Annotated in this window: 18 protein-coding genes; 10 read left to right on the top strand and 8 right to left on the bottom strand. The window is 74.7% G+C overall.

What is annotated here, in order from left to right; translation table 11 throughout:
• Positions 1-117 precede the first annotated feature (117 nt).
• The 3 genes from AC3RJ8_RS02800 (at position 118) to AC3RJ8_RS02790 (ending at position 3,214) form a co-directional block, all read left to right on the top strand.
• Positions 118-612 carry an inorganic diphosphatase gene (locus tag AC3RJ8_RS02800; protein WP_407320524.1) on the top strand — a complete coding sequence of 165 codons (495 nt, stop codon included), beginning with the start codon at positions 118-120 and terminating at the stop codon, positions 610-612.
• Positions 613-715: 103 nt separating this feature from the next.
• On the top strand, positions 716-2,047 hold the full coding sequence (locus AC3RJ8_RS02795; RefSeq protein ID WP_489714440.1) for a bifunctional o-acetylhomoserine/o-acetylserine sulfhydrylase: 1,332 nt from the start codon (positions 716-718) through the stop codon (positions 2,045-2,047).
• 105 nt (positions 2,048-2,152) lie between these two features.
• Positions 2,153-3,214 carry a zinc-dependent alcohol dehydrogenase family protein gene (locus tag AC3RJ8_RS02790; RefSeq protein ID WP_489714439.1) on the top strand — a complete coding sequence of 354 codons (1,062 nt, stop codon included), beginning with the start codon at positions 2,153-2,155 and terminating at the stop codon, positions 3,212-3,214.
• Between the two features lie 15 nt (positions 3,215-3,229).
• On the opposite strand, the gene AC3RJ8_RS02785 is transcribed toward AC3RJ8_RS02790, so the two are convergent.
• Positions 3,230-4,000: an NAD(P)H-dependent oxidoreductase gene (locus AC3RJ8_RS02785; protein ID WP_489714438.1), complete on the bottom strand. Its 771-nt coding sequence runs from the start codon at positions 3,998-4,000 to the stop codon at positions 3,230-3,232.
• Positions 4,001-4,107: 107 nt separating this feature from the next.
• On the opposite strand from AC3RJ8_RS02785, the gene AC3RJ8_RS02780 reads away from it, so the two are divergent.
• The 3 genes from AC3RJ8_RS02780 (at position 4,108) to AC3RJ8_RS02770 (ending at position 6,406) form a co-directional block, all read left to right on the top strand.
• Complete coding sequence (locus AC3RJ8_RS02780; RefSeq protein WP_489714437.1) at positions 4,108-4,485, top strand: winged helix-turn-helix transcriptional regulator; 378 nt, start codon at positions 4,108-4,110, stop codon at positions 4,483-4,485.
• Between the two features lie 159 nt (positions 4,486-4,644).
• Positions 4,645-5,883 carry a homoserine O-acetyltransferase MetX gene (gene metX / locus AC3RJ8_RS02775; RefSeq protein ID WP_489714436.1) on the top strand — a complete coding sequence of 413 codons (1,239 nt, stop codon included), beginning with the start codon at positions 4,645-4,647 and terminating at the stop codon, positions 5,881-5,883.
• A 103-nt stretch (positions 5,884-5,986) separates the two neighbouring features.
• Positions 5,987-6,406, top strand: coding sequence for a VOC family protein (locus tag AC3RJ8_RS02770; protein ID WP_489714435.1), 420 nt, complete (start codon positions 5,987-5,989; stop codon positions 6,404-6,406).
• Positions 6,407-6,465: 59 nt separating this feature from the next.
• Here AC3RJ8_RS02770 and AC3RJ8_RS02765 read toward each other — a convergent pair whose 3' ends face one another.
• Positions 6,466-7,455, bottom strand: coding sequence for a hypothetical protein (locus AC3RJ8_RS02765; RefSeq protein WP_489714434.1), 990 nt, complete (start codon positions 7,453-7,455; stop codon positions 6,466-6,468).
• Positions 7,456-7,506: 51 nt separating this feature from the next.
• Between AC3RJ8_RS02765 and AC3RJ8_RS02760 the strand changes: the two genes are divergently transcribed.
• Positions 7,507-8,466, top strand: coding sequence for a zinc-binding dehydrogenase (locus AC3RJ8_RS02760; RefSeq protein ID WP_489714433.1), 960 nt, complete (start codon positions 7,507-7,509; stop codon positions 8,464-8,466).
• Positions 8,467-8,535: 69 nt separating this feature from the next.
• Here the strand turns inward: AC3RJ8_RS02760 and AC3RJ8_RS02755 are convergent, their stop codons facing one another.
• On the bottom strand, positions 8,536-10,314 hold the full coding sequence (locus AC3RJ8_RS02755; protein WP_489714432.1) for a restriction system modified-DNA reader domain-containing protein: 1,779 nt from the start codon (positions 10,312-10,314) through the stop codon (positions 8,536-8,538).
• Positions 10,315-10,420: 106 nt separating this feature from the next.
• The gene (locus tag AC3RJ8_RS02750; RefSeq protein WP_407320508.1) at positions 10,421-10,741 is read right to left on the bottom strand and encodes a thiamine-binding protein; all 321 of its coding nucleotides are present in this window, start codon (positions 10,739-10,741) and stop codon (positions 10,421-10,423) included.
• A 63-nt stretch (positions 10,742-10,804) separates the two neighbouring features.
• Between AC3RJ8_RS02750 and cofD the strand changes: the two genes are divergently transcribed.
• A complete protein-coding gene (gene cofD, locus AC3RJ8_RS02745) occupies positions 10,805-11,791 on the top strand; it encodes a 2-phospho-L-lactate transferase (protein WP_489714431.1) in 987 nt (328 codons plus the stop codon).
• Positions 11,788-12,477 carry a 2-phospho-L-lactate guanylyltransferase gene (gene cofC, locus AC3RJ8_RS02740; RefSeq protein ID WP_489714430.1) on the top strand — a complete coding sequence of 230 codons (690 nt, stop codon included), beginning with the start codon at positions 11,788-11,790 and terminating at the stop codon, positions 12,475-12,477. Before cofD ends, cofC begins: the two co-directional genes overlap by 4 nt.
• Before the next feature lie 5 nt (positions 12,478-12,482).
• Here the strand turns inward: cofC and AC3RJ8_RS02735 are convergent, their stop codons facing one another.
• Positions 12,483-13,451, bottom strand: coding sequence for an aldo/keto reductase (locus AC3RJ8_RS02735; protein ID WP_489714429.1), 969 nt, complete (start codon positions 13,449-13,451; stop codon positions 12,483-12,485).
• A gap of 31 nt (positions 13,452-13,482) precedes the next feature.
• Positions 13,483-13,659, bottom strand: coding sequence for an aldo/keto reductase (locus AC3RJ8_RS02730; protein WP_489714428.1), 177 nt, complete (start codon positions 13,657-13,659; stop codon positions 13,483-13,485).
• A gap of 237 nt (positions 13,660-13,896) precedes the next feature.
• On the opposite strand from AC3RJ8_RS02730, the gene pdxR reads away from it, so the two are divergent.
• Positions 13,897-15,360: a MocR-like pyridoxine biosynthesis transcription factor PdxR gene (gene pdxR, locus AC3RJ8_RS02725; RefSeq protein WP_489714427.1), complete on the top strand. Its 1,464-nt coding sequence runs from the start codon at positions 13,897-13,899 to the stop codon at positions 15,358-15,360.
• Positions 15,361-15,364: 4 nt separating this feature from the next.
• On the opposite strand, the gene AC3RJ8_RS02720 is transcribed toward pdxR, so the two are convergent.
• Both AC3RJ8_RS02720 and AC3RJ8_RS02715 read right to left on the bottom strand, forming a co-directional pair.
• On the bottom strand, positions 15,365-15,970 hold the full coding sequence (locus tag AC3RJ8_RS02720) for a nitroreductase family protein (protein WP_489714426.1): 606 nt from the start codon (positions 15,968-15,970) through the stop codon (positions 15,365-15,367).
• Between the two features lie 135 nt (positions 15,971-16,105).
• Positions 16,106-19,003, bottom strand: a complete 2,898-nt coding sequence (locus tag AC3RJ8_RS02715) for an FAD-binding and (Fe-S)-binding domain-containing protein (protein ID WP_489715555.1) — start codon at positions 19,001-19,003, stop codon at positions 16,106-16,108.
• Positions 19,004-19,327: the final 324 nt, after the last annotated feature.

Genomic DNA, 19,327 nt, shown 5'->3' with positions numbered 1-19,327 from the left:
TTCCTCCACCGGCATTCTCGCACGTCCTCGCCCGTGAGCGGCACTGCGCCACGGCGTCCGGACGGCGTCCGCGTGGCACACTGGGGGGTGCGCGCACGCCCCGAGACTGGAGGAACAGTGGAGTTCGACGTCACGATCGAGATCCCGAAGGGTCAGCGAAACAAGTACGAGGTCGATCACGAGTCAGGTCGTATCCGCCTCGACCGCATGCTCTTCACCTCGACCCGCTACCCGGACGACTACGGGTTCATCGAGGGGACTCTCGGCGAGGACGGCGACCCGCTGGACGCCCTCGTCCTGCTGGAGGAGCCCACGTTCCCCGGCTGCCTCATCAAGTGCCGGGCGCTCGGCATGTTCCGCATGCGCGACGAGGCCGGCGGTGACGACAAGGTGCTGTGCGTCCCGCTCGGCGACCAGCGGGCAGCGTGGCGCCAGGACATCGACGACGTGTCGGACTTCCACCGCCTGGAGATCCAGCACTTCTTCGAGGTCTACAAGGACCTGGAGCCCGGCAAGTCGGTCGAGGGTGCGCACTGGGTCGGCCGCGAGGACGCCGAGGCGGAGATCGAGCGCTCGTTCCAGCGCGCGAAGGACTCCGGCTACAACCACTGACCTGCACGACGGCGGGCCCCCACCTCGGGTGGGGGCCCGCCGTTCGTCTCAGGTGGTGGATCACCCCTTCCGCCCACCGAGACCGGCCTCGTACGGTCACGACATGACAGACGCACCGCGGTGGTCGTTCGCGACCCGCCAGATCCACGCCGGCCAGGAGCCCGACCCGACGACGGGCGCCCGGGCACTGCCCATCTTCCAGACGACGTCGTTCGTCTTCCCGGACGCGGAGACCGCTGCCAAGCGGTTCGCGCTCGCCGAGCTCGGCCCGATCTACACCCGCATCAACAACCCGACCCAGGAGGTCGTGGAGAACCGCATCGCGGACCTGGAGGGCGGTGTCGGCGCGCTGCTGCTCGCCTCCGGCCAGGCGGCCGAGACGTTCGCGATCCTCAACCTCGCGGGCGCCGGCGACCACGTCGTGGCCAGCGCCAGCCTGTACGGCGGCACGTACAACCTGCTCAAGCACACCCTGCCCCGGCTGGGCATCGAGACCACGTTCGTCGAGGACGCCGACGACGCCGACGCCTGGCGCGCCGCCGTGCAGGACAACACCAAGGCGTTCTTCGCCGAGACGATCCCCAACCCGAAGAACGACTTCCTCGACATCACGCTCGTCGCCGACGTCGCGCACGCGGCCGGGGTGCCGCTCATCGTCGACAACACGGTGGCGACCCCGTACCTGGTCCGGCCGATCGAGCACGGGGCGGACGTCGTCGTGCACTCGGCGACGAAGTACCTGGGCGGGCACGGCACCACCGTCGCCGGCGTCATCGTGGACTCCGGGAACTTCGACTACGCCCAGCACCCGGAGCGGTTCCCCGGGTTCAACACCCCCGACCCCTCCTACAACGGCCTCGTGTACGCCCGCGACCTGGGCGTCGACGGAATCCTGGGTGCCAACCTCGCGTACGTGCTCAAGGCGCGCGTCCAGCTCCTGCGCGACCTCGGCTCGGCCCTGTCGCCGTTCAACGCGTTCCAGATCGCCCAGGGCATCGAGACGCTGTCCCTGCGGGTGGAGCGGCACGTCGAGAACGCCCAGCAGGTCGCCGAGTGGCTCGAGGCCCGCGACGACGTCCGCACCGTGCACTACGCGGGCCTGGAGTCCAGCCCGTGGCACGCCACCCAGCAGCGCTACGCCCCGCGCGGCGCCGGTGCCGTCCTGGCGTTCGAGCTCGACGGCGGCGCGGACGCCGGCCAGGCGTTCGTCTCGGCCCTGCGGCTGCACTCGAACGTCGCGAACATCGGCGACGTGCGCTCGTTGGTGATCCACCCGGCCTCGACGACGCACAGTCAGCTCACCGCCGCGGAGCAGGAACGCTCGGGCGTCACGCCGGGGCTGGTGCGCCTCGCCGTCGGCATCGAGGACGTCGAGGACATCATCGCGGACCTCGAGCTGGGCTTCACCGCCGCCAAGTCGGCGCTCGACGGCTGATCCGGCAGCCGACGAGCCGGGTCGGCCGCTTCCTGAGACGAGGTCTCACGACGTCGGCCGACGACGGTGCCGCGCAGGCGCCGTCGTCGGCCTACGGTGGGGACCATGCTCTCGACGATGATCCACGGCGCGCGGGACGTGCGTGCCGAGCGACGCCCCGACCCGGTGCTGCGCACCCCGCACGACGCGGTGCTGCGGGTCACGGCCGCCTGCGTGTGCGGCTCGGACCTGTGGCCCTACCGCGGGGTGGCGCCCACCCAGGAGCCGCACCCGATCGGGCACGAGCTGGTCGGCGTCGTCGAGGAGGTCGGCGCCGAGGTGACCTCGGCCGTCCCCGGGGACTTCGTCCTCGTGCCGTTCTCGCTGAGCTGCGGGCGGTGCCAGTCCTGCCGGGCCGGGTTCCCCTCGGCCTGCGACCTCGTGACCGGGTTCGGCTCGACCGACCGCGACGGCCACCCGGTCGACGGTGCCCAGAGCGAGCGGGTGCGCATCCCGCTGGCGCAGCACTCCCTGTTCCCGGTGGGGCGGAGCGAGGCCGACCTGGAGGCCGCAGGGCTCGTGCCGCACCTGCTGACCCTGTCCGACGTGATGTCCACGGGTCATCACGCGGCCGTCTCGGCCGGCGTCGGCCCCGGTGACACCGTGGCGGTGGTCGGGGACGGTGCGGTCGGCCTCTGCGGGGTGATCGCCGCCCGGCGGCTGGGCGCCGCACGCGTGGTCGCGTTCTCCCGGCACCCGGACCGGGCCGCGCTCGCCCGAGAGCTCGGCGCGACCGACGTGGTCGCCGCGCGGGGCGACGAGGGCGTGGCCGCACTGCGCGAGCTCCTGGGCGGCGACCTTGCGGACGCGGCGCTGGAGTGCGTGGGCACCGAGCAGTCGATGGCGCAGGCGCTGGGTTCCGTCCGCGGTGGCGGTCGCGTCGGGTTCGTCGGCGTGCCGCACGGCGGCTCCCGGGTCCCGATCGGCAAGCTGTTCGGCCGGAACATCACCGTCGGCGGCGGCATGGCGCCCGCCCGGGCGCACATGGCCACGCTGCTCGACGACGTCCTGTCCGGGGCGATCAGCCCGGGGAAGGTCTTCGACGCCGAGATGCCGCTGGCCGACGTCGCGGACGCCTACGCCGCGATGGACGAGCGCCGCGCGACGAAGGTCCTGCTGCGGCCCTGAGCTCCGCCGTCGGCCTCACGCTCCCCGCGGACGCCGGTGGATCGCCAGGTCGCCGCGCCCCGGGGCGTGCTCGTCGAGCAGCCGGCGCTGCCCGTCGTAGTCGTCGAGCATGCGGCGGTACGGCAGCGGCCGGTCGGTGCCGAGGTTCTCGAACCGCTTGCGCACCTGCGCCCGGGCGTCGTCGACGCCGGCCCACACCGGGGAGTCCACACCCAGCAGGGCGAGCGGCGCGAGCGGCTCGATGCCCGTGTACCAGAGGATGCCGTGGTTGACCGGGAACAGCAGGTCCTCGATGTGACCGTTGACGCCGCGGGGCCCGAAGGCCTCCGCGCGGTCCCCCGCCGTCGTCACCACGAGCCCTCGCTTGCCGGCGAAGGCGCCGTCGCCGTACTTGCGAGGGTTGTCCTCGGCGTCCCGCAGCCCGTAGGCGAACCCCTGCGTGAGGACCCGGTCGAACCAGCCCTTGAGGATGGCCGGCATCCCGGCCCACCACAGCGGGAAGACGAGGACGAGGAGGTCGGTCTGCCGCAGCAGCTCCTGGTGGCGGCGGACCTCCGCGTCGAGGGTCCCGGCGGCCGCCGCCTCGACGGCATGGGTGCCGACGGGCGCCGAGAGCTCCTCGACCCCGTAGTCGGAGCGGCGCACCGCCGGGTGCCAGCCGAGCCGGACCAGGTCGAGGACGTCGACGTCGTGACCCTGGTCGTGGAGGGTCGCGGCGGCCGTGCGGGTGAGGTCGGCGGTGAGGGCGCCGTCCGAGGGGGCGGCGGAGACGATGAGCGTGTGCATGCTTCGACCGTAGGCAGAACGATCCACGAGCGGTAGTACGGTCATTCTTGTCACCAAGGGTCATCACAGACAGCATCGGGGCGGTGCGGAGCGGGAGCGAGGACGAGATGCGTGAAGCCGTACGGCGCGCCCTGGAGGTGTGCCCGATCGAGGTCGGCGTCGCCGTCGCTGGTGGCGACTGGAAGCTGACCGCCGTGTGGAAGCTCAGCGACGGCCCGCTCCGGTTCGGGGAGCTGCAGCGTGCCGTCGGACCCGTCTCGGCCAAGACCCTCACGCGCCAGCTCCGTGCGCTGGAGGCCGACGGGGTCGTGGTGCGCACCGTGTTCCCCGAGGTGCCGCCGCGGGTGACGTACGAGCTCACGGAGGCCGGACGGGAGCTGGCCTCGATCGCCGTGCTGCTCGGCCGGTGGAGCGAGCGGTTCGTCGCGCGGGACGACAGGGAGTGGGACGAGAACAGCGTCTCAGAATATGGTCCCGAATCGTGAGATCCGGTGGGCAGCGTCCCACCTGGGGGTTACCGTCGAATCCATGACTCGTCGAATGCGCCGCTGACCATCGCGCACCGTCGCCTGCCTGCGGCCACCGGGCAGCCGCACGCCGTGTGCGCCCGCCCGCACCGCCGGAGACCGCAGCCAGGAGAGACGATGACCTCGACGCCGACCAGCACCCCGGGCCACCGCGCCACCGGCGGCCACCACCGGGGGCCCCGCACCGGGCGCCGCAGCCCCGCCGGGCCGGTCCCGGCCTCCGGCGCCTGGCGCGTCGGCGACCCGCCCGCAGACCGGAAGTTCGCCGACGTCGGCACGTTCGACCTGGAGGCCGGGGGCCGTCTGCCGGACGTGCGGGTCGCGTACGAGACGTACGGAGAGCTCGCCGAGGACGGTTCCAACGCCCTCCTCGTGCTGCACGCGCTCACCGGCGACGCCCACGTCCGCGGTCCGGCCGGACCGGGCCAGCTCACCGCCGGCTGGTGGGAGCCGATGATCGGGCCCGGCGCACCGATCGACACCGACCGGTACTTCGTCGTCGTGCCCAATGTGCTCGGCGGGTGCCAGGGCACCACGGGACCGTCCTCCCCCGCCCCCGACGGCCGACCCTGGGGCGGACGGTTCCCCCGCATCACCACGCGCGACCAGGTGGCCGTGGAGATCGAGCTGGCGCGCCTGCTCGGCATCGACTCGTGGGCATCCGTGGTGGGCGCCTCCATGGGCGGCATGCGGGTGCTGGAGTGGTCGCTCCTCGGCCCGGAGGCCGGGATCGCCGTGCGCTCGATCGCCGCCATCGCCACCGCGGCGCAGTCCTCCGGCGACCAGATCGCCTGGGCCCACCCGCAGCTCGGCGCCATCCGCGCCGACCCGGGCTGGAACGGCGGTGACTACTACGACGCTCCCGACGGCGAGGGCCCGCACGCCGGGCTGGCGATCGCCCGCCAGATCGCGCACACGACGTACCGCACCGCCGTCGAGCTCGACGAGCGGTTCGGACGGCTGCCGCAGGGCGGGGAGGACCCGTTCGACGACGGCCGGTTCGCCGTGCAGTCCTACCTCGACCACCACGGGCACAAGCTCGCGCGCCGGTTCGACGCCAACTCCTACCTGCGCCTGACCGAGACGATGATGACGCACGACCTCGGCCGCGACCGCGGCGGGGTGGAGTCCGCGCTGGCGCAGATCACCGCGCGGGCGCTCGTCGTGGCGGTGGACAGCGACCGCCTCTTCCCGCCGCCGCAGGCGGCGCGGCTCGCGGCCGGGATCCCGCAGGCCGAGGACCTGCGGGTCATCACCTCGGACTTCGGGCACGACGGCTTCCTCCTCGAGCACGACCAGACGGGTCCGCTCCTGCGGGACTTCCTGGCCCAGGTCGCCCCGGTGCCCCCCGCGTAGCCGGACCGGACTGGCGTCCGCCGCCGCGCGAGCGCCGTGCCCGCGCCCCACGATGGTGCCGGACGCCGACGACGGCGGCCCGGAGCACCGCCTGGAGGGCACCATGGCTCGACTGAACCCCTATCTCAGCTTCCGCACCGAGGCGCGCGAGGCGCTGGAGCTCTACCGCTCCGCGCTGGGCGGCGAGCTCGACATCTCGACGTTCGACGCCGTCCCCGGCATGGTGGAGGACCCTGCCGAGGAAGGTCTCGTCATGCACGGCCAGCTCGAGACGCCCGGCGGGCTCACGCTCATGGCCGCCGACACGCCGTCGTCCATGCCGTACGCCGCACCGACGGCCGGTGTCACCGTCGCGCTCACGGGCGTGGCGGAGGACATGGAGTACGTCCAGGCCGCCGTCGCCGTCCTGCTCGAGGGCGCCACCGACGTCCTGCCGTTCGAGCCGGCCCCCTGGGGCGACCACTACGGTCAGCTCACCGACCGGTACGGCGTCACCTGGATGTTCGACGTCGGTACGCCCTGAGCCACCTCCGCACGCGCCGCCGTCCGCATCACCGGCCTCTCGCGAAGCGTCACGTCACGTCACGTCAGCAGGAGGTTCTCCCACCGGCGGTCGAGGCCGACGAGGTCCTCCTCGACCGCGGCCAGCCGGTCGGCGAGCCGTCCGTCGACGTGCTGCACCGCGGCCCGGGCCGCGTCCACCCGGTCCCGCGAGTCCCGGATGTGGCGCGCCACCGACAGGTCGCTGAAGACGTTGTCGAACCAGATGTCGAACGTGCGCGCCATACCCTCGACGCCCAGCCGGCCGACCCCGCGCTCGCCCACGTCGCCCAGCTCGACCGCGAGGTGAGCGAGCGCCGCGTCGGCCGCACGGGCCCGCTCGGCCGCGCGGTCCAGACGGTCATGCTTGGCCATGCTGGCGAGCAGGTCACCGCCGAAGAAGGTGTCGTAGGTCGACCAGCCGTCGGCCCCGGCCAGCTCCTCCGCCGCGGCGTCGAGGGCGTGCCGGGCGAGGTCCGCGGCCTGCTGCGCCTCGGCGATCTCGACCAGCTCGGCCTGACGCCGTCCGCGCCGTTCCGCGATGTCGACCAGCTCGGCACCGCGTCCCGTCCCGGAGGACCACAGCCACGCCTCCTTGTCCGCGAGCGCCTGCAGCCGGCGGCCGGCGACGTCCCCCAGACCTTCCACGGCCTCCTGGGCGCGGGTCAGCTCGCGGCGTGCCGCCTCCTGACGCGTCCGTGCCGCGGCGAGCGCGTACTCCGCGCGACGCAGCTCGGCGCGCTCCTCGTCGAGTCGCGCGTCGCGGTCGCCCCGCAGGCTCGCCCAGAGCCGGACGAGGCTCAGGGACTCCAGGCGGTCCACGTCGCCGGACTCGTGGGACAGCTTTGCCTCGGCCTGCGCGACCGCCTGCTCGGCACCGTGCAGCGCCGTCGTCGCCCGCTCCCGTCGCGCCAGGTAGTCGGCGAGCAGCGTGGCGTCCCGCTGCGCCCTTTCGACGCGCTCCTCGAGTGCTGCCGGGCCGGGACCTGCCGGATCGAGGTCGGTCGGGTGGTCCTGGACGTCTTCAGCCATGCCGACCAACATAGTGGCCCGCCGCACCATGGCATCACCTAGGTTGGGACCATGCTCGCTGCCACCGTCGCCCGTTTCTCCCCCGATGCTCCCCTCGAGGGACTGGAGGTGTCCGACCGGCCCTCACCGGCCGCGCGGGAGCACTGGACCACCGTCGACGTCCGCGCCGCCAGCCTGAACCACCACGACCTGTGGTCGCTGCGCGGCGTCGGGCTGCGCGAGGAGCAGCTCCCGATGATCCTCGGTACGGACGCAGCCGGCGTCACCCCCGACGGCACCGAGGTCGTCGTCCACGGGGTGATCGGCGCGGACGGCCACGGCGTCGGACCCCACGAGCGCCGCTCGCTGCTCTCCGAACGGTACCCGGGAACCCTCGCGGAACAGGTCGCCGTCCCCACGGCCAACCTCGTGCCCAAGCCACCGGAGCTCACCTTCGCGGAGGCCGCCTGCCTGCCGACGGCGTGGCTCACGGCCTACCGGATGCTCTTCGGCGCCGCGTCGTTGCGGCCGGGCGACCGGGTGCTCGTCCAAGGGGTCGGCGGCGGTGTCGCCACCGCCGCGATCGTGCTGGGCGCCGCCGCGGGCCTCGAGGTCACGGCCACGTCCCGCGACGAGGCGAAGCGGGACCGCGCCCTGGCGCTCGGCGCCGCCCACGCCCTCGCGCCCGGGGAACGGCTGCCCGCCCGGGTGGACGCCGTCGTCGAGTCGGTGGGGGAGGCGACCTGGGCGCACTCGGTGCGGTCGGTGCGCCCCGGCGGGGTGATCGTGGTCTGCGGGGCGACCAGCGGCGACGCCCCGCCGGCCGAGCTGACGCGGGTGTTCTTCTCCGAGATCCGGGTGCAGGGCGTCACGATGGGGTCCCGGGCGGACCTCACGGCGCTGCTGCGGTTCTGCGCGCGGACCGGCGTGCGGCCGATCGTCGACTCCGAGGTGTCGCTGCCCGACGTCGCCGCCGGGCTCGCGCGGATGGCGGCCGGTGAGCAGACGGGCAAGATCGTCGTCGTCCCCTGACGGGAGGCGCCTCGCGGATCAGCTCCGGCGAAGGTGCCGGGTCCGACGACCGCGGTCGAACACGCCGGCTCAGGCGAACCGGGCGCGGTAGGCGTCCAGGAGCGACGGCCCGCCGGGCCCCAGGTGCCAGACGTTCCACCCGTCGTCGGTCAGGGTGCCGCAGGCGGCCGACGCGGCATGGTCCGGGTGCTGGAACCGCGAGCCGTCGGCCAGCTCGATGACCCCGTCCGGGTGCAGCACCGCCTCGAAGTGCTGGCGTCGCCGCGGGCGCGACCAGACGAGCAGGGCGGGCTGGCGCAGGGTGGAGGCCAGGGCGATGAGGTCCCCGTCGATCTCGTCGTCGAGCATCACCGGAGCACGCTCGGCCGTGTCATAGAGGCCCCGCTCGGGCGGCGGCGTGTACGACGGCGCCTCGAGCGGCGGGACCTCGAGGCGCGGCAGGTCGTCGGACGCGTTCGTCCAGCCCGACGGCGTCGACGGCTCCCACTCGGTCGAGCCGTACGGTGCCGGGTCGTTCAACGGGTCGTCCCACCGCTGCGCCGGCGGGTCCCACGGCGCCGGCTCCCGGCGGGGGGCGGGCGGTGCGGGAGGCGCGGGCGGAAGGTCCAGCGCGGGGGCGGTGTACCGCGCGAAGTCCTCGCCGAGACCGGGGGTGTCGGTGCTCGCGGCCGAGGTGGTGGTCCGTCGGGCCAGCTCGGCGAGGTCGAGGTCCTCCGCCGAGCCCGCGGACGCCGCGGTGAACGCCGCGAGGTCGGGCGTCGGCTGCTGGGGCCGGGACGTGAACCGGTCGGTCCGCGAGCGGCGGCGGGTGCGCTCCGGGGCCGGCGGTGGCGTCGCCTCCGCCGCGGTCCACGACGGTGCGCGCACGGGCGCGGGGCCGGCGGACGGCGGGTCGGCAGGCGGGGCGGGGACCGGCGGGACGTCGGTCCGGACCGCGGGGAGCGAGAGGCTGCCGGCGTTGGCCGCCGTCCGCCGACCGGACCGCGTGCGCGGCTGCTCGGCCGTGTCGCGGGTGGCGTCGGCGCCGGCGGCGTCGGCGCGAGTGCGCGCGGCGCGGGTCGGGGCGGCCGGGCGGGCCGGAGCGGGAGCGCTCTCGTGCACCGCGCCGGGCGTGCTCGCACCCCCGGGCTGCGCGACCGCCGGGTGCTTCCCGGTGAGCGCGATGCCGACCTTGACACCCTCGGCGAACGACTCCGGCTCGGTGTCGCCGGCCGCCGGGGCACCGCGACGCTCCTCCGCGGGCGCAGCACCGGACAGGCGCGGCGCCGCCGGCGTGGAGGCCGGGTGGATCACCAACGGCGAGACGTCGACGAACCGCCGGCCGTCCTGGCTGTGGACCACGCCCATCTTCAGCACCTCGACCGGCATGGTCGGCTGGCGCAGGAAGTCGACGGCGTTGAGGATCTCCTCCCCGGCCTCCTGGCAGATGACGATGAGCCGGGCGCTGGACCGCCCCGGCTGGGACCGGGTGATGGGGACCGAGTCGTAGAACGACGCGACGTCGCGCTGGAACGCGTTCGGGCCGCCGTGGTACCGCGAGGCCAGCTCGCCCCGGGTGAGCCGCCCGGCCCAGCCCGCGTGGTCGAGCGCACGGGTCAGCGCCGGCCGGTCGAGCTCGGCGACCAGCTCGACGACCACGGGCGACCCGGTGGCGTCGAGGGCCAGCAGGTGCGGTTCGTCCGGCCCGACGCCCTGCGCGACGGGGAAGATCTGCTCCCCGAGGAGACCGTCGATGTGCGAGTCCACGACCCGGTGCGCCGTCGTCCCGAGCCCCGGCTCACCACCGCCCGGCGTGCGCCCGGACTGCACGAGGAGCGGCCTGCTGGCGTCGACCTCGAACAGTGGCATCGCGCTGACTTCTCCCCGGTTGCTGCACACGGCCCTGTGCCGTGTGCGGCATAGCCTACGGCGAGTCGTCCCGTGACCTGCAACACCCCAGGTGGGGTGATCACGGTCACGCGTGCCCGGCCTGCTCCTCGTCCGCCGCGAGGGCTTCCTCGACCCTGCGGACCTTGGCGTCGAGCTGGCCGGTGAACCCCGGGCGGATGTCCGCCTTGAGGACGAGCGAGACCCGGTGCCCACCCGCGCCCACCGCCTCGGTGGCGCGCTGGATCACCGGCATCACCTCGTCCCACTCGCCCTCGACCTCGGTGAACATGGACGTGGTCCGGTGCGGCAGCCCGGACTCCCGCACGATGCGGACGGCCTCGGCGACGGGGCCCGCGACGGACTCGCCGGCGCCGAGCGGGGACACGGAGAACGCGAAGACAGCCATGCCCCCATGATGCCCCGGGGAACGCGGCAGGGCGTGCACGCACCATCCGTCATGATGGTGGCCATGCGCACCGAGTCGACGTCAGCCACCCCCAGCACCTCGGTGACGGTCCTGGCCGGCGGCGTCGGTGGCGCCCGGCTCGCGCACGGCTTCGCGCTGGCGCTGCCCGACGGCGGTGCCCCGGCGGACGGCGGCGGCCTGACCTGCGTGGTGAACGTGGGCGACGACACCGAGCGCCACGGGCTGCACGTCTCGCCCGACCTGGACACCGTCATGTACACGCTCGCCCGGCTGAACGACGAGGAGCGCGGCTGGGGGCTGACGGGCGAGTCGTACGCGACGCTGGCACAGCTGGAGCGGCTCGGCGAGGACACGTGGTTCACCCTCGGGGACAAGGACCTGGCGACGCACGTGGTGCGCACGGCGCGCCTGCGCGAGGGCGTCCCGCTGAGCGAGGTGACCGCCGCGCTGACGGCCGCCCTGGGCGTGCGCGCCCGGCTGCTCCCCGTCACGGACGACCCGCTGCGCACCCGCGTGACGACGCCGTCGGGCACGCTGGCCTTCCAGGAGTACTTCGTGCGCCGCCAGCACGCGGACGCCGTGCTGGACCTGACCTTCGACGGCATCGGGTCGGCGCGCCCGGCGCCCGGGGTGCTCGACGCCGTGACCGGTACCGACCTGCTGGTGGTGGCGCCGTCGAACCCGTTCCTGTCGGTGGAGCCGGTGCTCGGTGTGGCCGGTGTGCGCGACGCCGTGCGGACCTCGCCGGCCCGCCGGGTGGCCGTGAGCCCGATCGTGGGCGGCCAGGCGGTCAAGGGGCCGGCGGCACAGATCCTGGAGACCCTCGGGCACGAGGTCTCGGCGCTCGGCGTCGCCCGCCTGTACGCCGGCGTCGTGGACACGATGGTGATCGACGACGCCGACGCCGCGCTGGCCGGCCCGGTCGAGGACCTCGGCCTCGAGGTGGTCGTCACCGACACGATCATGCGCGGGCCCGCGGGCCGCGAGCGCCTCGCCCGCGAGCTGCTCGCCACCGCCGGACCGCGATGACGGGCACGGTCGCCGTCGTCCCGCTGCGGGACGGCGTCTCGGGCAAGTCCCGGCTCGCGGCCGCCCTGGACCCGGGGGCCCGACGGCGGCTGGTCGTCGCGCTCGCCCGGCACGTCCTGGAGGTGCTCACCTCGCCCGCGGGCGGACGGCTGGCGGGGGTCGTCGTGGTGACGGCGGACGTGCCGTTTGTCGAGGAGGTGCTGACCGGTCTGACCGGCAGCTCGGGTCGGGAGTCCGAGCTCCCGACCCGGGCTGTCGACGTGATCGCGGAGCCGCCCGACCGCCCCGGCCTCGACGGCGCCCTCGACCGTGCCCGCGCGCACCTCCGGGATCTCGGCGCCGACCGGATGCTGGCGGTGCACGCCGACCTGCCGGGGCTGGGCACCGACGACGTCGAGGCGCTCCTGGCGACCCCGGCGGACGTCGCCGTCGCCACCGACCGGCACGGGACCGGCACGAACCTGCTCGCTGTGCCCCTCGACCCGCCGGATCTCCGGTTCCGGTTCGGTCCCGGCTCGCGGGCCGCCCACGAGGCGGAGGCCGCCGCGCACGGCCTGACCTCCGCCGTCGTGCGGCGCCCCGGCACCGCCGCCGACCTGGACACGATCGACGACTGGGCCGAGCTCCCGGCCGGGCTCCGCGCCCGGGTGGGTGCCGTCGTCGGGCACCCGCTGGCCGCGCGGTAGCGTCCTCAGGCCGCGTCGAGCCGGGCGCGGACCTCGTCCGGCAGGTCGAGGTGCACCGCGCCGAGGAGCTCGTCGAGCTGCTCCACCGAGCTCGGGCCGGTCACCGGGATCACCGGGACCTCACCGCCCATCATCCAGGCGAGCGCCACCTGCGCGGGGGTGGCGCCGATCTCGCGGGCTACCTCGCGCAGGACCCGGACGCGGTGCTCGGAGCCCGGGTGGTCGGCGTCGTGGTACAGCCCCTTGTCGTGCCGCATCAGGGCCCCGGCCTGCAGCGGCCCGTACCCCACGACGTCCAGCGACGGCCGGTCGGGCGTCCCCGTGGACGCGGCGTAGTCGAGCAGGTCGCGGGTCACCCAGGGCCGCGACGTCGGCCGCGGGTAGACGTACGAGTGCTGCTGCTGCACGACGGCGTAGGGGGCCACGCCCTGGCGCTCGGCCTCCGCCCGTGCCTCGACGAGCCGCCAGAGCGTCACGTTCGAGATGCCGCTCAGCCGGACGGCACCCTCCGACTGGAGCTTGCCGAACGCGCCGACCGTCTCGGCGAGCGGGGTGGCCCGGTCGTCCACGTGGCCGTAGAGCACGTCGATCTGCTCGATGCCGAGGTGGCGCAGGCTCTCGTGCGCCTCCCGGGTCACGACGTCGGCACCGAGCCCCTCGAAGTTGTCGGGTCCGAACGTCACCGCCGGGTCGCGAGGACCGGCACCCGCCTTGGTCGCGATGCGGACCTGGTCACGCACCCCCCGGGAGGCCAGCCAGCCGCCGAGGAGGTCCTCGCTGTCGCGGCCGTGACCTCCGTTCCAGATCGCATAGTTGTTCGCGGTGTCGAGGAAGGTGCCGCCGGCCTCGACGAACCGGTCGAGGATCGCCTCCGACGTGGCCGGGTCCACGAGGGTCCCGTAGTTCATGGTGCCCAGGCACAGCAGCGAGACCTCGATCGCGGTGTCCCCGGTGCCGATGGTGCGGTAGCGCATGGTGTTCTCCGTTCGGTGGTGTCGGTTCGGTTCAGACGGCGTCGAGCCGGGCGCGCAGCTCCGGGTCGAGGTCCAGGTCGGCGGCGCCCAGCAGCTCGTCGAGCTGTTCCACGCTGCTCGCCCCCGCGATGGGGACCACCGGCACGTCGCCGCCGAGCAGCCAGGCGAGCATCACCTGGTGCGAGGTGGCGCCGGACTCGTCCGCCACGCAGCGCCACGGTGGAGATCCCGGAGATGCCGACCAGCCCCTCGGCCTGCAGCTTGCCGAACGCGCCGACGGTCTCGGCGAGCGGCGTCGCGTCGTCGTCGACGTGCCCGTCGTGTCGAACGACGTCGAGCCGTTGCTGAGCGTGCGACAGCGCATGGTTTCTCCGTGGGAAGGCGGTCGTCGGGAGGACACCGTCGACGCTAGGCGCGGATCGGTCCGGGTGTACGGTCCAATGCCATGGCCGCCAACCAGACCAATCTGGCGTGGGAGACCCTGCTCGACCTCGAGGCCGGCAGCGGCCCACGCGTGGTCCGCCTCGAGCGCGCGCTGCGCGACGCCGTCGGTTCCGGACGGGTCCCCGCCGGCGCTGCGCTGCCCGCCAGCCGCCGCCTCGCCGACGCGCTCGGGGTCTCGCGGTGGGTGGTCACCGAGGCGTACGGCCAGCTCGTCGCCGAGGGCGTGCTCGACGCCCGCGTCGGTGCGAGCACCCGCGTGGCCCGCACGGCACCCCCGGGCTCCCACCACGGCTCCACGACCGCCACCCGCGACGTGGCGCCCCCGGCACCCGGCGCAGTCCCGCCGTTGCCCCCGCGGCCCCGGTTCGACCTGCGCCCCGGGGTCCCCGACCTGCGGCACGTCCCCCTCGACGCCTGGCTGCGCGCCGTCCGGGACGCCGTCGCCACCGCGAGCAGCGCAGACCTGTCGGCCCCGCCGGCCCCCGGGCACCCCGCCGCGCGGACCGCCGTGGCCACCTACCTGCGACGCGCGCGGACGGTCGACGCCCCGGACACCGCCGTCGTCGTCACGCGCGGGGCCACCGACGCGATGGGCCGGGTCGCCGCCGCCCTGCGGTCCACCGGGCACACGCACCTCCTGGTCGAGGACCCGTCCTGGCCGGTGCTGCGCGACGTGGCGCACCGGGCGGGCCTGGCACCTGTGCCCGTGCCGGTCGACGCCCACGGGGTCGACGTGGAGGCGCTCGCCGGCGCCGCCGCCCGGACCGGCGCACGGGCGGCGCTGCTCACCCCCGCCCACCAGTTCCCCACCGGGGTGGCCCTGTCCGGCGGCCGCCGCGAGGCCGTGCTCGACTGGGCGCGGTCGGTGGACGGGCTGGTCGTCGAGGACGACTACGACGCCGAGTTCCGCTACGACCGGCGCCCCGTGGCCGCGCTGCAGCGACTGGACCCGGAGCGGGTGGTGCTGCTCGGGTCCGTGAGCAAGACGATGTCACCGGCGTTCGGGATCGGCTGGATGGTGGTGCCCGCACGGTGGCGGCCCGCCCTCGCCGAGGCGGGAGGGCCCCTGCCGGGGCCCTCGGCGATCGACCAGCTCGCCCTCACCGGCTTCCTCGACGACGGCGGCTACGACCGGCACCTGCGCGCCGCGCGCGGCCGGTACCGGCGCCGGCACGACGCGCTGGCGACCGCCGTCGGGCACCGGCTGCCCGAGGCGCGGCTGCACGGCATGGCCGCCGGTCTGCACGCCCTGCTGGCGCTGCCCGGCGGCGAGCGCGGCACGGGGCCCGCGCCCGACGCCGCCGACGTGGTGCGCGCCGCCGCGGCCCGCGACGTCGGGGTGGTGGACCTGCGCCGGTACCAGGCCCGTCCCGCGACACGGTCCCGGACGCTGGTGCTCGGCTACGGCAACCTCGTGGACGCCCGCCTGGACGAGGCGGTGTCCCGGCTGGCGGAGTGCGTCTGAGGACTCACCAGCGCCCGCGGTGCACGACGTCGGCCATCGGCTTGCGCTGCCGTCGTGCCGGCGACCCCTTCGCACCCCCGGGCACCGGGTGCCCGACGGCGACCACACCGGTGGGTGCCCACTCCGCCGGCACCCCGAACGCGTCCCGGAAGGCCCCGAGACGGCCGGCGTCGATCCCGAAGAAGCAGGCGCCGAGCCCCTCGTCCACGCACGTCTGCAGCACGAGCAGGGACGCCATGCCGGCGTCGACGTGCCAGTACGGCACGGGCCAGCGGGCCTCGTCCCGGTCGGTCCACCCCTTGTCCGGCTCGGCGTACCGGCCGACGTACGCGTCCCGGGACGTCAGGACCACGATCAGCACCGGGGCGGTGCGCATCCCGGCCAGCCATGCGGACATGTCGCGCACCGAGTCCTCCGGCGTGGTCGCCGCCCAGAACCGCTCGCGCTCCGCGTCCGTGGTCAGCACCAGGAACGACCAGCCCTGCGTGAACCCGGCGCTCGGGGCGCGCACGGCGTGGTCGAGCAGCCGGTCGACCACCTCGGGCGCGACCGGCTCGTCGCTGAAGCGGCGGACCATGCGCCGCCGTCGGACCACGTCACGGAACTCCATGCGAGCGATGCCTCCCGAGCTGTCAGAACCACGCACCGGTCTACCTGCACCTCATTCTGACAACTCCCCGAGGGCGCGAGTTGTCAGACCCACGTCGCGGTGGACCCGGGCCACGTCCTGACAGCTCGCGGGAGGTCAGAGACGCTCGGCCAGGACCTCGACGAGCGCCTTGCCCTCGACACCCTCGAGCTGGACGGCCTGGGTGCGGCAGGAGAACCCGTCGGCGATGAACTCCTCGCCCTCGCCCTGCGCCCGCAGGGCGGGGAGCAGGGCGTTCTCCGCCACGGCGACCGACACGTCGTAGTGGCCCTTCTGCATGCCGAAGTTGCCGGCCAGCCCGCAGCAGCCCGCCAGCTCCGTCACGGTCGCCCCGGCGTCGGCCAGCAGCGACCGGTCGGCCGCGAAGCCCATCACGGAGTGCTGGTGGCAGTGCGGCTGCACGACGGCGGTGACGTCGCTGAGGTCCGGCAGCTCCCAGCCGGAGTCCTCGGCGGGTGCCGTCGCCGGGTCGGTCAGCAGCTCGGCGAGGGTCTTGGTCGCGCCCGCCACGGCGGTCGCGCGCGGGTCGTCCGGGAACAGGTCGAGCAGGTCCGAGCGCAGCACCGCCGTGCAGGACGGCTCCAGCCCCAGGATCGGGATGCCGTTGACCGCGTACGGTCCGAGCACCGTCAGCAGGTCGCTCAGCCGCCGCCGGGCACCGTCGAGCTGGCCGGTGGAGATCCACGTCAGCCCGCAGCAGGCCTGCTTGTCGGGGACGACGACGTCGTAGCCCGCCGCCTCGAGCACCTTCACCGCGGCCTGGGGCACAGACGGCGAGAGCGAGTCGCTGAACGAGTCGGTCCACAGCACGACCTTCGGCCGGGTCGCCGGGGCCGGCTTGCCCGGCAGCTCGCGGTGCGCCAGGCCGGGCACGCCGCTGGTGGCGTAGCCGCGGCGCCACCAGGTGCGGAACGGCAGCTCGGCGAAACGGGGCATCTGCCGCCGGGTGTCCATGCCGCCGCCCCACAGGACGGCCCGGCGGACCCAGTCGACGGACAGCAGCCTGTTGATCGCCCGGGGGGCCAGACCCGCCAGACGCGCCCAGCGCGGCAGCCAGCCCAGCGCGTAGTGGTCCACGGGCCGCAGCCGCCCCTTGTACGTCCGGTGCAGCACCTCGGACTTGTACTGCGCCATGTCGACGCCGGCCGGGCAGTCGGACGAGCACGCCTTGCAGCTCAGGCACAGGTCGAGGGACTCACGCACCTCGGGCGCCGTGAGGCCCCCCACGAGCGAGCCGTTGACCGCCTCCTGCAGCACGCGCGCCCGGCCCCGGGTCACGTCCTTCTCGTCCTTCGTCGCCAGGTAGCTCGGGCACATGAACCCACCGGCGGCCGTGTTGTCCGCGCGGCACTTGCCGACCCCGACGCAGCGGTGCACCGCCGTCGTGAGGTCGTGGTGGTCATGGGCAAAGCTGAACCCTGCATAGCCGCTCTTCTTCGCGACGCCCCGCAGCGTGCCGGAGCCCAGCAGCCCGCGCTCCCCGATCGGTGCGGTCGACGTCACGGCCTGGGCGGCCGGTCGGCGCAGGTCGGCGTCGACCGCCGCCGGACGCACCACCACGCCCGGGTTGAGGACGTCGTCCGGGTCGAACAGCGCCTTGACCTGCTCCAGCAGCGCGATCGCCTCGGGCGAGTACATGACGGGCAGCAGCTCGGAGCGGGCGCGGCCGTCGCCGTGCTCGCCGGACAACGACCCGCCGTACTTCGCGACGAGCTCGGCCGCCTCGATCATGAACGTGCGCAGCACCGAGCCGGACGCCTCCAGCGGGATGTCGATCCGCAGGTGCATGCAGCCGTCGCCGAAGTGCCCGTACGGCAGGCCGTCGACGCCGTAGCGCGCCATGAGCGCGTCGAGGTCGCGCAGGTAGTCGCCGAGCTTCTCGGGCGGGACCGCCGAGTCCTCCCAGCCGGGCCACGCCTGCTCCCCCGCCGGGGTGCGTCCCGCGAGCCCCGCGCCGTCGGCCCGGATCCGCCACATCTGCGTCGCCTCCGGGCCCGCCGGGTAGATGGACGCGTCGATCGCCGCCGAGGCCCCGACGATCATCTCGGCGATCTCGCGGGCCTCCCCCGGGGAGGTGCCACCGACCTCGATCATCAGCCAGCCCGCGCCGTCGGGCAGGTCCGGCACCGAGTCCACGCCGTTCGCCCGCCGCACCACGTCGACGAGCCGCGCGTCGAGGCCCTCGATCGCGAGCGGGTCGTGCCGCAGCAGCACGGGAACGTCGTCGGCCGCGGCGGGCATGTCCGAGTAGCCGAGCACCACGAGCGTGGGAGCCTTCGGCACTGGGACCAGCTCCAGGGTGGCGCCGAGCACGGTGACGAGCGTGCCCTCCGTCCCGACGAGCATCTTGGCGAGGTCCGAGCCGTTCTCCGGCAGCAGGTGCTCCAGCGAGTACCCGGACACCTGGCGTCCGAACCGCCCGAACTCGGTACGGATGAGCGCGAGGTTCTCGCGCACGAGCTCCGCGAGGCCCGGCACGGCCGCGAACGTCGGGTCGCCCTTGCCGGCCACGAAGCGGCGACCCCGCCCGTCCACCACGTCGAGCGACACCACGTTGTCCGCCGTGCGGCCGTACGCCACGGCGTGCGGCCCGCAGGCGTTGTTGCCGATCATGCCGCCGAGCGTGGCCCGGTTCTGCGTGGACGGGTCGGGGCCGAACCGCAGCCCGTGCGGCGCGGCCTCGCGCTGCAACGAGGACATGATGACGCCCGGTTCGACGACGGCGGTGCGGGTGTCCGGGTCGATCGCTCCGATGCCGTGCAGGTGCTGGGAGAGGTCGAGCACGACGCCCGGTCCCACCGAGTTGCCCGCCACCGACGTCCCGGCACCCCGCGCCGTCACCGGCACCCCGAGCTCGCGCAGCACCTCCAGCGCGGCCACGACGTCGTCGGTCGAGGTCGGGAAGGCCACGACGTCGGGCACCACCCGGTAGTTCGACGCGTCCGTGGAGTACTCGGCCCGACGGCGCGTGGTCGTGTCGACCGTGCCGGCCATCACCGTGCGCAGCGCGGCGGCCACCGCCTCACGCGCCTCGGCGGCCGCCTGCTGCGCCTCGCGCTCGGCCTCCCGCTGCGCGGCGAGCGCCGCCGCCCTCTCGTCCGCCGCGGAGGGCGCGGCGTCCGCTGACGAGTGGTGGCCTGAGGGTGTGGTCGTCGACTGGGCAGACACGGAGCGATTGTGCCACCGCTCGCCACGGGGCCGCGGCAACGACCACGTCGCCGCGCGATTCCCCTGCGACCGTCACCGACGAGGCCACGACGCCCGGGCCGGTGTGTCGCCCTGCTGCTCGGCGAGCAGGCTCGCGGTGAGGACGACGGG

The sequence above is a fragment of the Isoptericola sp. MSGPD8_1_ISO-PGPR-S23-394 genome (assembly GCF_058072785.1).
The sequence above is the reverse complement of the archived record's forward strand: the minus strand, read 5'-3'. Positions and strand labels throughout refer to the sequence as shown.